This window comes from Nocardioides proteolyticus, from assembly GCF_051280635.3.
In the GTDB taxonomy this organism is placed as follows: domain Bacteria; phylum Actinomycetota; class Actinomycetes; order Propionibacteriales; family Nocardioidaceae; genus Nocardioides.
Genome location: NZ_JBNBPO030000048.1, coordinates 1 through 13,021 on the forward strand (window position 1 = coordinate 1; position 13,021 = coordinate 13,021).

Here is a 13,021-nt window from a genome sequence, read left to right on the forward strand (position 1 = left end):
TCCGAGCGGGCGACCTGGTAGCGCGACACCAGGTCGGTGAAGCCCATGCCCTGCTCCCACATCTCCCGGACCACCGACTTGGGCGCGAGCGCGTCGGGCGAGAGCCACGGATGGCGCTCGCGGTAGGTCTCGAACAGCGGCTCGAGGAGGTCGGCGAGCGGCTCCGGCCAGGTGATGTCCTCGACCAGGGCCATCCGCTCGTCGTACTCGACGCCGTCGGCCTTGAGCGCCGCGATCGCCTCGCCGCGGGCGGCGTGCCGCTGGGCGAGCAGCAGCGGTCGTGGCGCCTCGAGCGTCGCCTCGACCACCGAGACCACGTCGAGGGTGAACGAGTCGGCGTCGGGATCGAGCACGTCGAGCACGGCCAGGGCGAAGTGCGACAGCGGCTGGTTGAGGGCGAAGTCGGCGGGCAGCTCCTCGGTGAGCACGTAGCGCCGCCCGTGCTCGTCGACCTCGTCGAGCCGGGTGAGCACGCCGGAGGCGACGAGGCTGCGGGCGAGGCGGACCGCGCGCTTGGCCAGCCGGAGCTGGCTGCGTCGGTCCTCGTGGTTGTCGGTCATCAGCCGCCGCATCACGGGGAACGCGTCCTCCTCGCGGGAGACGACGTTGACCAGCATCGCGTTGTCGACCTTCATCTGGGACTTCAGCGGCTCGGGCCTGCCCTCCACCAGCTTGGTGAAGGTCTGCTCGCTCCACACCACCGTGCCCTCGGGCGGCTTCTTCAGCTGCGGCTTGGACTTCTTCTTCGGGTTTGCGGCGTTCTTCGCCTCGGACTTCGCCTTCGCGCGCTCGTTGTCGATCACGTGCTCGGGGGCCTGCACCACGACGTAGCCCGCGGTGTCGAAGCCGGCCCGGCCCGCTCGGCCGGCGATCTGCAGGAACTCGCGGCTGCGCAGCACCCGCTGCCGGCTCCCGTCGAACTTGGCGAGGCCGCTGAACAGCACCGTGCGAATGGGCACGTTGATGCCGACGCCCAGGGTGTCGGTGCCGCAGATGACGGTGAGCAGGCCGGCCTGCGCGAGCTGCTCCACCAGCCGCCGGTAGCGCGGCAGCATCCCGGCGTGGTGCACCCCGATCCCCTGCCGCAGCAGCTTGTTGAGCGTCCTGCCGAAGCCGGCGGAGAACCGCACGCCCGCGATCCGCTCGGCGATCTGCTCCTTGCGCTCCTTGGGCACCACGGCGTCGAGCCGGCCCGGCCCGGCCAGCAGCGACACGGCGTGCTCCACCGCGGCGGCCTGCGTGAAGTGGACGACGTAGACCGGCCCCTGCCCGGTCGTGACCAGCTCGGTGAGCGTCTCGGCCAGCGGTGTCAGCGACCAGGTGAAGGTCAGCGGCACCGGCCGCTCGGCGTCGTCGACGACGCTGGTGGCGCGCCCGTTGCGCCGGGTCAGGTCCGCCGCCAGGTCGCTGACGTCGCCGAGCGTGGCCGACATCAGGAGGAGCTGGGCCTGCGGGAGCTCCAGGATCGGCACCTGCCACGCCCAGCCGCGGCCGGGCTCGCCGTAGAAGTGGAACTCGTCCATCACCACCATGCCGACGTCGGCGTCGGAGCCCTCGCGGAGGGCGAGATTGGCCAGCACCTCGGCGGTGCAGCAGATGATCGGCGCGTCCGGGTTGACGGCGACGTCGCCGGTCAGCATGCCGACGTCGTCGGCACCGAAGACCGCGCACAAGTCGAAGAACTTCTCGCTGACCAGCGCCTTGATCGGCGCGGTGTAGAAGGTGACCCGGTCGTCGGCCAGCGCGGCCATCGCCGCGGCCAGCGCCACCAGCGACTTGCCCGACCCGGTCGGGGTGGCCAGCACCACGTTGTCGCCGGCGAGGAGGGAGAGGATCGCCTCCTCCTGGTGCGGGTAGAGGGTCAGGTCCTGCGCGTCGGCGTACGCGAGGATCCGGTCGTAGGCGGCGTCGGTGCCCCCAGCGGCCTCAGGCATCTCGGGCCCTGGGGTGTGCGGTGGCGAACACCTCGCGGAGGTTGTCCACGGTCACCAGGGTGTAGACCTGCGTGGTGGTCACCGACGCGTGGCCGAGCAGCTCCTGCACCACCCGGACGTCCGCCCCGCCGTCGAGCAGGTGGGTGGCGAAGGAGTGCCGCAGGGTGTGCGGCGACACGTCGCGGGTGACGCCGGCGCGCTCCGCCGCCTTCACCAGCACCGCCCAGGCCGACTGCCGGGAGAGCCGCCCGCCCCGCGAGTTGAGGAACAGCGCCGGCGTGGCGGCCGATACGAGCGCCGGGCGGCCGCGCACCAGGTAGGCGGAGATCGCCTCGCGGGCGTAGGAGCCGACCGGCACCAGCCGCTCCTTGCCGCCCTTGCCGTGCAGCCGGACGACCGCCTCGGCGTCGTCGAGGTCGAGGTCGTCGACGTCGAGCCCCGTCGCCTCGGAGATCCGGGCACCGGTCCCGTAGAGCAGCTCCAGCAGCGCGCGGTCGCGCAGCGCCAGCGGCGTGTCGGCGGCGCCCGCGGCCTCGAGGATCGCCTCCACGTCGGAGAGCGGGAGCGCCTTGGGCAGTCGCTTGGCCGGGGCCGGTGGTCGTACGGCGGCGGCCGGGTCGGCCGTGGCGAGGCCGTCGGCGACCGCGAACCGGTGGAACCCGCGGACCGCGACGATGGTGCGCGCCGCGGAGGAGGCGCTGAGCGGCTGGTGGTCCGCGTCGCCCTCCCGCAGCCGCATCAGGAACTCCACCACGGTCGACTCCGTGACGTCGTCGGGCCGCTCGACGCCCAGCCTGGCGAGGTGCTCGAGGTAGCGGCGCAAGTCGCGCCGGTAGGACGACAGGCTGTTGGCCGCCAGGCCCTTCTCGACGGTGAGGTGGTCGAGGTAGGTGCGGACCGCCCGTTCGAGCGGTGAGGTCGTCACGGTCAGGACGGCCTCAGCCCAGCGCCGTCGCCACGTCGACCGCAGGAATGCCCACAGCCTCGCCCACGGCCGCGTGCGTGACCTGGCCGTCGTGCGTGTTGAGCCCCAGCGCGAGCGCCCGGTCGTCGCGGCACGCCTGCTGCCAGCCCTTGTCCGCCAGCGCCACGGTGAACGGCAGCGTGGCGTTGGTCAGCGCGTAGGTGGAGGTGTTGGGCACCGCCCCCGGCATGTTGGCCACGCAGTAGAACGTCGAGCCGTGGACGGTGAACGTCGGGTCGGCGTGCGTGGTGGGGCGGGTGTCCTCGAAGCAGCCGCCCTGGTCGACCGCGATGTCGACCAGCACCGACCCCGGCTTCATCTCCGAGACCAGCTTGTTGCTGACGAGCTTCGGCGCCTTGGCGCCCGGGATCAGGACCGCGCCGATGACCATGTCGGCCTCACGCACCTGCTCCTGGATGGCGAGCCGCGACGACGCCAGGCCGTGCACCCGGTTGTTGTAGCGCCAGAACGACATCCGCAGCTTGTCGAGGTCGGTGTCGAGCAGGGTGACGTCGGCGCCCATGCCGAGCGCGATGTTGGCGGCGTTCTGGCCGGCCACGCCGGCGCCGATCACGACGACCTTCGCGTTGGCGACGCCGCCCACGCCGCCGAGCAGCACCCCGCGGCCGCCCTGGGCCTTCAGCAGGGCGTGCGCGCCCACCTGCGGCGCCAGGCAGCCGGCCACCTCCGACATCGGGTAGAGCAGCGGCAGGCCGCCGGACGGCAGCTGCACCGTCTCGTAGGCGATGGCGGTGACCCGGCGTCGTACGAGCTCCTCGGCCAGCGGCTTGTCGGCGGCGAGGTGGAGGTAGGTGAACAGCACCTGCCCCTCGCGCATCCGGTGGTACTCCTCGGCCACCGGCTCCTTGACCTTGAGCACCATCTCGGCCGCGGACCACACCGCGTCGGCGTCCGGCAGGATCGACGCACCGGCCGCGGTGTACTCGTCGTCGGGGATCGAGGACCCGAGGCCGGCACCGGCCTGGACCACGACCTCGTGACCGTGTGCCGTGAGCTCGTGCACGCCGACGGGCGTGACGGCAACGCGGTACTCGTGGTTCTTCACTTCCGCGGGGACGCCGATACGCACGGTGCGATCCTATGCCCGGCGCCGGCGGCGGGCCTCGTAGGCGAGCACGGCGAGCGCGACCGGCGCCTCCCGGACCCGGCCGTCGAGCACGGCGTCGACGAGCTCGGCCAGGAGCACCCAGACGATCTCGATCCGCGCCTCCTCGTGCTCGGCGACGAAGTCGTCGGGCCGGTCGACGGGCCGGAGGCCCCGGGCGACGTAGTAGTGGTGGACCTCCGCCGAGATGCCCACGCTCGGGTACGTCGTCAGCAGGTGCTCCCAGTGGTCGGCCTGAAGCGCCACCTCCTCGGCGAGCTCCCGCCGGGCCGTCTCGACCGGGTCCTCGCCCGCGACGTCGCAGATGCCAGCGGGGACCTCCACGAAGGTCGCGCCGCCGGCGTGGCGGTACTGGCGGATCAGGCAGACCCGCTCGCCCTCCGGCGAGTCGGGGTCGCCGTCGACGGCGAGCACCATCGCCGCCCCCGGGTGCTCCACGACGATCCGGCTGAAGGTCGTGTCCGGCTCACCCGGCGGGTGGATGCGGTCCCGGCGCAGCGCCACGACCCAGTCGTCGCGGTGCAGGTTGGTGGAGTCGACGACCGGCCACGAGCCGGGCGTGTCGCGCAGGCTCACTCGGCTCCGTCGCCTGCGGGGACCTCCACGGTCTCGTCGACGTCGACCTCGATCGGGAAGCGCAGCTCCCGCTGACGGTCGATCGCGGCACCGACCAGCCCGGCGAAGAGCGGGTGCGGGCGGGTCGGCCGGGAGCGCAGCTCCGGGTGCGCCTGCGTGCCGATGTAGTACGGGTGCACGTCGCGGGGCAGCTCGACGAACTCCACGAGGTCGAGCTCCGGGTTGACGCCGGAGAAGACCAGGCCGGCCGCCTCGAGCTTGTCGCGGTAGGCGTTGTTGACCTCGTAGCGGTGCCGGTGCCGTTCGTCGATCCGCTCGGCACCGTAGACCTCGTGGGCGATGGAACCCCTGGTCAGCCGGGCGTCGTACAGGCCGAGCCGCATGGTGCCGCCCAGGTCGCCGCCGCCCTCGACGATGTCCTTCTGCTCCTCCATCGTGGCGATCACCGGCTCCGCCACGTCGGGGTCGAACTCGGTCGACCCGGCCCCGGCCAGGCCGAGCTCGGTGCGGGCGTACTCGATCACCATGCACTGCAGGCCCAGGCACAGCCCGAGGGTGGGGATCTTGTGCGTGCGGGCGTAGGTCAGCGCTCCGAGCTTGCCCTCCAGGCCGCGGATCCCGAAGCCGCCGGGGACGCACACCGCGTCCACGTCGGACAGGTGGCGCGCGGCGCCGGCCGGCGTCTCGCACTCGTCGGAGGGGACCCAGCGGAGGTGGACGCGGGCCTCGTGGGCGAAGCCGCCGGCACGCAGCGCCTCGGCGACCGAGAGGTAGGCGTCGTGCAGGTCGACGTACTTGCCGACGAGGGCGACGGTGACGTCCTCCTTGGGGTGGTGCACCCGGCGGAGCAGGTCGTCCCACACCGTCCAGTCGACGTCGCGGAACGGGAGGTTGAGGCGTCGTACGACGTAGGCGTCGAGGCCCTCGCGGTGGAGCACCTTCGGGATGTCGTAGATCGACGGCGCGTCGGCCGCGGTGACCACGGCCTCCTGGTCGACGTCGCACATCAGCGCGATCTTGCGCTTGATGCTCTCCGGCAGCTCCCGGTCGGCCCGGCACACGATGGCGTCGGGCTGGATGCCGACCTGGCGCAGCGCGGCCACCGAGTGCTGGGTGGGCTTGGTCTTCAGCTCGCCGGAGGGGCCGATGTAGGGCACCAGCGAGACGTGGAGGAAGAAGCAGTTGTCGCGGCCGATGTCGTGGCGCACCTGGCGGGCCGCTTCGAGGAAGGGCAGCGACTCGATGTCACCGACGGTGCCGCCGATCTCGGTGATCACCAGGTCGACCGGCTCGTCGGTCGCGCCGCCGTCGGCGCGCCCCATCGCCAGGATGCGGTCCTTGATCTCGTCGGTGATGTGCGGGATCACCTGGACGGTGTCGCCGAGGTACTCGCCCTTGCGCTCCTTGGCGATGACCGAGGAGTAGACCTGCCCGGTGGTCACGTTGGCGATCTGGTTGAGGTCGGTGTCGAGGAACCGCTCGTAGTGACCGATGTCGAGGTCGGTCTCCGCGCCGTCGTTGGTGACGAACACCTCGCCGTGCTGGAACGGGTTCATCGTCCCGGGGTCGACGTTGAGGTAGGGGTCGAGCTTCTGCATCGTGACCCGCAGACCGCGCGAGCGCAGGAGCCGGCCGAGGCTGGACGCCGTGAGTCCCTTCCCCAGCGAGGAGGCGACGCCGCCGGTCACGAAGAGGTGCTTTGCCTGACCACGCTGTGAGCCACTATGGGGCGCCATGTTCACGGGATTCCACCCTACGTTGTCCGCCCTCAGCCCGCACGTCGGCGCGCCATGTCCATCAGCTCGCGGGCGTGCGCGAGGGCGGAGTCGGACTCCGCCAGGCCGGCCAGCATCCGCGACAGCTCCCGCTCGCGGCCGGCCTCGTCGAGGGTGACCAGCCCGGAGCTCGTGACCGAGCCGTCGCTGGCCTTGTGGACGAGCACGTGCCGGTCGGCGAACGCCGCGACCTGCGGCAGGTGGGTCACCACGAGCACCTGGGCGTCCTCCGCGAGCGTGGCGAGCCGGCGGCCGATCTCCACGGCGGCCGCTCCCCCGACGCCGGCGTCGACCTCGTCGAAGACGAACGTGGGCACCGGGCTGGTGCCGGCGAGGCAGACCTCGACAGCGAGCATCACCCGGGACAGCTCGCCGCCGGAGGCCCCCTTGTGGAGCGGGCGGGGCTCGGACCCGGTGTTGGCCGCGAGCAGCAGCTCCACGTCGTCGAGCCCGCTGCGGCCGAACCGCACCCAGCCCTCGCCGACCCGCAGCAGGTCGGCCGGCGGGTGCTCCGGGTCGGCGGGCGGATCGACCTCGCGCCGGGTCACCTGGACGGTGAGCCGGGCGTGCGGCATCGCGAGCAGCTCGAGCTCGGCCGTGACAGCCTTGGCGAGCCTGGTGGCGGCCTTGGCCCGGGCGTCGCTGAGCTTGACCCCGGCGTCGGCCAGGGACGTGCGGAGACCCGCGGCCTCGGCGGCCAGCTCCTGGATCCGCTCGTCGGTCGAGTCGAGGTCGAGCAGCCGGGCCGACGCCTGGTCGGCCCAGGCCAGCACCTCGTCGACGGTGTCGCCGTACTTGCGGGTCAGCGCGAGCAGCGCCGCCCGCCGCTCGGAGACCGCGGCCAGCCGGGCCGGGTCGGTGTCGATGCCCGAGGCGTACGACGCCACGTCGGCCGCAACGTCGGACAGCAGGTAGCTGACCTCGGCCACGCGGTCCGCCAGCGCGCCGGCCTCGGGATCGTGGTCGCGCACGCCCTCGAGCAGTCCGCGGGCGGCCGCCACCGCGCCGAGGGCGTCGGGCGAGCCGTGCTCGCTGGAGAGCGCCTCGCGCGCCTGCTCGGCCGCGCCGCGGAGCGTGTCGGCGTGCCCGAGCCGGGCCTCCTCGGTCGCCAGCTCGCCGTCCTCGCCGGGCTGGGGGGCGACCGCGGCCACCTCGTCGACCCCGAACCGCAGCACGTCGGCCTCCCGGGCCCGCTCGCGCGCGGAGGCGGTCACCTCGTCGAGCTCCCGCTCGACGGCGACCAGCCGGTCGTGGATCTCGGCGTACTGGGCGCGGAGGTCCTCCAGGGCACCGAACCGGTCGAGGGCGTGCCGCTGGGTCTGTGGCTTGAGCAGCCGGTGCTGGTCGGACTGGCCGTGCACCGCGACGAGCGGCTCGGCGATCGCGGCCAGCGTGGACACCGGCACGGCGGCTCCCCCGGCGAAGGCCCGGGAGCGACCCTCGGCGCTGACGTTGCGGGCCAGCACGACCCGCCCGTCCTCGACCTCGCCGCCCGCCTCCTCGACCGCCTCGGGGAGCCCGGGCAGCGCGTCGGCGGCGACCAGGCCCTCGACCCGCGCCTGCCGGGAGCCCGCCCGCACCGCGCCGCTGTCGGCGCGGCCGCCGAGCAGCAGACCCAGGGCGGTGACGACCATGGTCTTGCCGGCACCGGTCTCGCCCGTGATCACGGTCAGCCCGCGGCCCAGCTCGAGCGTGGACGAGTCGATCACGCCGAGCGAGCTGATCCGGAGCTCCTCGATCATCGGCGCTCCTCCTGCGCGGCCCTGGCCTCCCGCCGCTGCTCCGCGGCCCCTCGCCAGCCCTCGACGGACAGGCCGAACTTGGCGACCAGCCGGTCGGCGAACGGCGCCTTGTGCAGGCGGACCAGACGCACCGGCCGCAGGCCGCGGCTCACCTCGATCCGCGCGCCCGGCGGCAGGTCGGTGCTGCGCCGCCCGTCGCACCAGAGCACCCCGGATCCCTGGTTGCCGGCGAGCACCTCGATCGCGATGACCGACGACGGTGCGACCACCATCGGTCGGGCGAAGAGCGCGTGGGCACTGAGCGGCACGATGCACAGCGCCTCGACCTGGGGCCACACGATGGGGCCGCCGGCGCTGAAGTTGTAGGCGGTGGAGCCGGTGGGGGTCGCGAGCACGACGCCGTCGCACCCCCAGCGCGACAGCGGCCGGTCGTCGATCTCGAGGACGACCTCGAGCATCCGCTCGCGGGCGGCCTTCTCGACGCTGGCCTCGTTGACGGCGAACGTGGCGTAGACCAGCTCGCCGTCGACGTACGCCCGGACGTCGAGGGTGAGCCGGTCCTCGGTGGTGTAGCGCTGGTGGATGATCGCGTCGATGGTGGCCGCCACGTCCTCGTGCTCGGCCTCGGCGAGGAAGCCGACGTGCCCGAGGTTGACGCCCAGCACCGGAGTGAGCCGGCGGTGGGTGACCTCCGCGGCCCGCAGGATGCTGCCGTCACCACCGATCACCACGGTCAGCTCGCAGCCGCGGCTGGCGTCGGTCTCGGAGTCGGTGAGCTCCACCGCCGGGAGGTAGTCCTCCGGCTCCAGGTCGAGGTCGGCCGCCTCGGCGCGCATCAGCCGCACCACGATGCCGTGGCCCGTCAGCTCCTTGACGAACGCCCGCGCGACGTCGCGGGCCTCGTCGCGCCCGGTGTGGGCGAGGACGAGCACGCGGCGCGGCGTATCGGTCGTCACGGTCATGGAGCCACTCTCTCATCCACCGCCGTCACGACGGCGGGTCCTCGGGCCGGGACGTCCCGCGGCGGACGACCTCGGCGACGGCGTCGTCGTCGACGACGGCCGGCCCGCGGCGCAGCCAGAGGAAGAACTCCACGTTGCCGGTCGGGCCGGGCAGCGGGCTGACGGTGACCGCCTGCGCCCCCCAGCCGCGTTCGGCCGCGGCGTGCGCCACGGTGAGCACCGCCTCGACCCGCAGCTCCGGGTCGCGCACGACACCGCCCTTGCCGACGCGGTCCTTGCCGACCTCGAACTGGGGCTTGACCATCAGCGCCAGGTCGCCGTCGGGGCGGGTCACTCCCAGCAGCGCGTCGAGGACCAGGGTCAGCGAGATGAACGAGAGGTCGCCGACGACCAGGTCGACCGGTCCGCCGATCGCCTCGGGCGTCAGCGTGCGGACGTTGGTGCGGTCGTGGACGGCCACTCGCTCGTCCTGCTGCAGCGACCAGTGCAGCTGGCCGTAGCCGACGTCGACGGCGACCACCTCGGCGGCGCCGGCCCGCAGCAGGACGTCGGTGAACCCGCCGGTCGAGGCGCCGGCGTCGAGGCAGCGGCGGCCCGTCACCTGCAGGCCCGTGCGCCCGAACACCTCCAAGGCACCGGCCAGCTTGTGGGCCCCACGGCCGACGTAGTCCGGACCGTGCTCGCCCTCGACCACGACGATGGCGACGTCGGTGGTGACGCCGGTCGCCGGCTTGGTGGCGACCACGCCGGAGACCTTCACCCGGCCGTCGCCGATGAGCTGGGCGGCCCGCTCCCGGGACGGCGCGAGCCCCCGGCGCACCAACTCCGCGTCGAGCCGGAGGCGGCGCGGCGGCACGTCAGGCCGGCGGGTCGTCGAGGGTACGGCGGAGCTCGGCGTGGGCGGCCTCGAACGCGCCGGCGTGCTCCTCGAGCGGTCGTTGGTCGAGCCCCGCGACCAGGTCGAGCACGCGGTCGACGGCGTCGATCCCGGTCGGTGTGGGCGCCGGAGCAGATCCCTCGGTCATGCCGCGAGGCTACCGCGCACCCGCGCCCGCGCCGGGGACCCGGGTACCGGTGATGTCGGCGATGTCGGCGATGTCGGCGACCCGGCCGGTGGCGTCGAGGTGGTGCCACGCGACCACCGCGGCCACCCGCCACCAGTCCTCCGGGGCAGCGTCCGGCGACACCTGCTCGACGACGAGCGCGCCGCCCTCGACCCGGCCGCGCCAACCGCCCAGCTGCCAGACCCCGTCGACGGGGCCGTCGACGGGGTGCGGCACGGGGTGCGGGACCAGCAGGCCGGCCAGGTCGGGCGCCAGGTAGGACGGCCGGAGCCCGGCCGGCGCGGCGACGAGCTCGGCGAGGCCGGTGACCCCGGTCAGCACCAGCAGCGAGTCGACGCCCGCGTTGCGGGCACCCTCGATGTCGGTGTCCAGCCGGTCGCCGACCATGAGCGGGCGGCGCCCGCCCACGCGCCGTACCGTCTCGTCGAGCAGGGGGCGCGCCGGCTTCCCGGCGACGGCGGGAGTGACCCCGGTGAAGCGCTGGAGCGTCTCCACCAGCACGCCATGACCGGGCGCCACACCGTAGGGCGTCGGAATGGTGTGGTCGGTGTTGCTGGCGACCCACGGGAGGCCCTCGCGGATCCGCACCGCCGCCCGCATGATGTCGCGCCACAGCAGGTCGGGTCCGTAGCCGCTGGCCACGGCGACCGCGTCGTGGGCGTCGTCGTCGACGCCGACCGGCACCACGCCGGCCTCGGTGAGCGCCTCGTGCAGGCCCGGGCCGCCGAGGCAGACCACCCGCGCACCGGCGCCGAACCGCTCCGCCACCATCCGAGCCGCCGCCTGGGCGCTGGTGACGACGTCGGCCACGTCGGCCGGCACGCCGAGGGCGGTGAGGTGGTCGGCCACCGCCGCCGGCGGGCGGGAGGCGTTGTTGGTGATGAACGCGACCCGCGAGCCGCGGCCGCGCGCCGCGGCGACGTGCTCGGCCGCTCCGACGACGGCGTCGGGCCCGACGTACACGACGCCGTCGAGGTCGAGCATGACGAGGTCGTAGGCGTCCGCGAGGGGCTCGGTGGAGGTGCGCAACACGGGACCACCTTGCCAGTGCCACCCTCGGGGCCCTCCGTACGATGCCCTGATGGACGCAGCAACGCTGGTGACGCCGCCGTACGTCGCGGGCCCACTGCGCCTGGAGCCCTTCGCCGCGCTGATGCTGGCGCCGGCGCGGGTCGGTCACCCGTCGACGGGCCGGGCCTTCGCGCGGCCCTACAAGGACGTCTCCGCCCGTCTGCTCCGCTGGCAGGCGAAGGGCTACCTGAGCCGGGACCGCGAGCCGGCGCTCTACGTGCACGAGTACACCGCGGCGGGGATCACCGTGCGCGGCCTGGTGGGCGCGCTGGACGTCTCCCGCCGCGCCACCCGGCCGGAGGACCGGGCCGTGCTGCCGCACGAGGGCATCCATCCCGCCCAGGCCGACGACCTCGCCGACCGGATGGCCGAGATGGAGCTCAACCCGGCCCCCATCCTGCTGGTGCACCGCGGCACTGCCCGACTGCGCGCCCTCCTCGAGGCGGCCACCGCAGGGCGCCCGGACCACGAGTTCACCGACCGGAGCGAGCAGCAGCACCGGATCTGGGCGATCCGCGACGCCGAGGTGCTCGCCGGCGTGGCCGCCCAGCTGGCCGGCTCCCGCGCCCTGATCGCCGACGGCCACCACCGGTACGCCGCCTACCTCCGCCTGCAGCGCCGGCACGCCGCGACGCCGGCGGCCCAGCGCGCCACCGACCGTGGACTCGCCATGCTCGTCGACCAGAGCGCCACGCCGCTGTTCCTCGGACCGATCCACCGCACGCTCGCCGGCAGCTCCCTCGACGACCTCCGCGACGCCGCGGAGACCCTGGGCCTCGGCTACCGCGAGCACACGCAGAGCCAGGCGCTCGGGGCACTGGCCCCCAGCCGCCTCGCCGCCACCGACGGGCGGCGATGGGCGGTGGTGACCCTCGCCACCGACCCGGAGGCCGCCGTCGAGGTGCTGCACCGCCACGTCGTGCCGGCCCTCCCCCACGGCCCGACGAGCGTCGCCTACCACCACAACGTCGAGGACGCCCTGTCCCGGGCGAGGCGCGACCACATCGCGGTGCTGATGCCCGCGCCGTCGGTCGACCACGTCATCGGGGTCGCCGAGGCCGACCGGCTGCTCCCGGAGAAGGCCACGTCGTTCCAGCCCAAGCCGAGCCTCGGCGTGCTCATCCGCTCGCTGCGCGACGAACCACCCGGCCCGAGCTGACCTCGACCTCCACCCGGGACGCCGTGCGCCCACCCGCCTGGAAGAACCGGCGCCGCAACGCCCCGCGCACCTCCACCTCGTCGCCCTGCGACCAGGCAGCCATCGAGCGCCGGGGCCGCGCCGCCCAGGCGGCGAGGTCGACCAGGTCGACCGCCTGGCCCGGCCGCCCCGACGGCAGCCGCCGCACCTGCTCGCGCGGCACCACCAGCCGGCACACGCACAGCTCGTCGCCGCTCGGCAGCTCCCGCGTCTCGGGCGACTGCGACACCGTGCCCACCAGCCGCACCTCGTTGCGCGGAGCGTCCTGCACCTGCTTGCCCATCTCTCCTCCTCGGATCGGTCGTCGGGGACGAGTCTGCGAAGAGGCGGCGACGATCGCGCATGCCGCCGTCCCTGCCTGTGGAGAAGGCGCAGCACGGGAGCCGCTGTGGACGCTCGCCGGCGCGGAGGCGCTGCCACCGGGTGCGGCCGCAGCAAAAAGCACAAAGGGCCAGCACACGAGGTGCTGGCCCTTTGCCAAGGTATGTCCGGCGGCGTCCTACTCTCCCACAGCCTCTCGGTTGCAGTACCATCGGCGCTGGCTGGCTTAACTTCCGGGTTCGGGATGGGACCGGGTGTTTCCCTGCCGCTATGGCCGCCGTAACTCTA

At 73.8% G+C, this 13,021-nt stretch carries 12 protein-coding genes and 1 rRNA gene; 1 reads left to right on the top strand and 12 read right to left on the bottom strand.

The genetic code is table 11. The features are described 5' to 3' along the window. From ACPOLA_RS18810 to ACPOLA_RS18855, 10 genes are all read right to left on the bottom strand, one after another. Window positions 1-1,934: DEAD/DEAH box helicase (locus tag ACPOLA_RS18810; protein ID WP_435772038.1), on the bottom strand; the 1,934-nt coding region annotated here is incomplete at its 3' end. After that, on the bottom strand, window positions 1,927-2,865 hold the full coding sequence (xerD, locus tag ACPOLA_RS18815) for a site-specific tyrosine recombinase XerD (RefSeq protein WP_435772049.1): 939 nt from the start codon (window positions 2,863-2,865) through the stop codon (window positions 1,927-1,929). The genes ACPOLA_RS18810 and xerD, both read right to left, overlap by 8 nt. Window positions 2,866-2,872: 7 nt before the next feature. Further along, window positions 2,873-3,988, bottom strand: a complete 1,116-nt coding sequence (ald, locus tag ACPOLA_RS18820) for an alanine dehydrogenase (protein WP_435772039.1) — start codon at window positions 3,986-3,988, stop codon at window positions 2,873-2,875. 9 nt (window positions 3,989-3,997) lie between these two features. Further along, on the bottom strand, window positions 3,998-4,600 hold the full coding sequence (locus ACPOLA_RS18825) for an NUDIX domain-containing protein (RefSeq protein WP_435772040.1): 603 nt from the start codon (window positions 4,598-4,600) through the stop codon (window positions 3,998-4,000). Then, window positions 4,597-6,336 (bottom strand): CTP synthase, encoded by a 1,740-nt coding sequence (gene pyrG / locus ACPOLA_RS18830; RefSeq protein ID WP_435772041.1) that lies wholly within the window; start codon window positions 6,334-6,336, stop codon window positions 4,597-4,599. Before pyrG ends, ACPOLA_RS18825 begins: the two co-directional genes overlap by 4 nt. Before the next feature lie 32 nt (window positions 6,337-6,368). Further along, window positions 6,369-8,117, bottom strand: a complete 1,749-nt coding sequence (gene recN, locus ACPOLA_RS18835; protein WP_435772042.1) for a DNA repair protein RecN — start codon at window positions 8,115-8,117, stop codon at window positions 6,369-6,371. After that, window positions 8,114-9,079 (bottom strand): NAD kinase, encoded by a 966-nt coding sequence (locus tag ACPOLA_RS18840; protein ID WP_435772043.1) that lies wholly within the window; start codon window positions 9,077-9,079, stop codon window positions 8,114-8,116. Before ACPOLA_RS18840 ends, recN begins: the two co-directional genes overlap by 4 nt. Before the next feature lie 25 nt (window positions 9,080-9,104). Further along, on the bottom strand, window positions 9,105-9,935 hold the full coding sequence (locus tag ACPOLA_RS18845) for a TlyA family RNA methyltransferase (RefSeq protein ID WP_435772044.1): 831 nt from the start codon (window positions 9,933-9,935) through the stop codon (window positions 9,105-9,107). A 1-nt stretch (window position 9,936) separates the two neighbouring features. Beyond that, window positions 9,937-10,104: a hypothetical protein gene (locus ACPOLA_RS18850; protein WP_435772045.1), complete on the bottom strand. Its 168-nt coding sequence runs from the start codon at window positions 10,102-10,104 to the stop codon at window positions 9,937-9,939. A gap of 9 nt (window positions 10,105-10,113) precedes the next feature. After that, entirely contained in the window at window positions 10,114-11,175 is a 1,062-nt protein-coding gene (locus ACPOLA_RS18855) for an HAD-IIA family hydrolase (protein ID WP_435772046.1), read from the bottom strand. A 49-nt stretch (window positions 11,176-11,224) separates the two neighbouring features. On the opposite strand from ACPOLA_RS18855, the gene ACPOLA_RS18860 reads away from it, so the two are divergent. After that, window positions 11,225-12,373: a DUF1015 family protein gene (locus tag ACPOLA_RS18860; protein WP_435772047.1), complete on the top strand. Its 1,149-nt coding sequence runs from the start codon at window positions 11,225-11,227 to the stop codon at window positions 12,371-12,373. Here ACPOLA_RS18860 and ACPOLA_RS18865 read toward each other — a convergent pair. Then, window positions 12,333-12,695 (bottom strand): single-stranded DNA-binding protein, encoded by a 363-nt coding sequence (locus ACPOLA_RS18865; RefSeq protein WP_435772048.1) that lies wholly within the window; start codon window positions 12,693-12,695, stop codon window positions 12,333-12,335. The two genes, ACPOLA_RS18860 and ACPOLA_RS18865, sit on opposite strands and share 41 nt — an antisense overlap. 203 nt (window positions 12,696-12,898) lie before the next feature. Continuing rightward, window positions 12,899-13,015 (bottom strand): 5S ribosomal RNA (gene rrf, locus ACPOLA_RS18870). Window positions 13,016-13,021: the final 6 nt, after the last annotated feature.

What these genes read in the sequence shown, in the direction of transcription:
- pyrG (WP_435772041.1), bottom strand. Translation starts at nt 6,336, where the DNA reads ATGGCGCCCCATAGTGGCTCACAGCGTGGTCAGGCAAAGCACCTCTTC.
- recN (WP_435772042.1), bottom strand. Translation starts at nt 8,117, where the DNA reads ATGATCGAGGAGCTCCGGATCAGCTCGCTCGGCGTGATCGACTCGTCC.
- ACPOLA_RS18840 (WP_435772043.1), bottom strand. Translation starts at nt 9,079, where the DNA reads ATGACCGTGACGACCGATACGCCGCGCCGCGTGCTCGTCCTCGCCCAC.
- ACPOLA_RS18850 (WP_435772045.1), bottom strand. Translation starts at nt 10,104, where the DNA reads ATGACCGAGGGATCTGCTCCGGCGCCCACACCGACCGGGATCGACGCC.
- ACPOLA_RS18860 (WP_435772047.1), top strand. Translation starts at nt 11,225, where the DNA reads ATGGACGCAGCAACGCTGGTGACGCCGCCGTACGTCGCGGGCCCACTG.
- ACPOLA_RS18865 (WP_435772048.1), bottom strand. Translation starts at nt 12,695, where the DNA reads ATGGGCAAGCAGGTGCAGGACGCTCCGCGCAACGAGGTGCGGCTGGTG.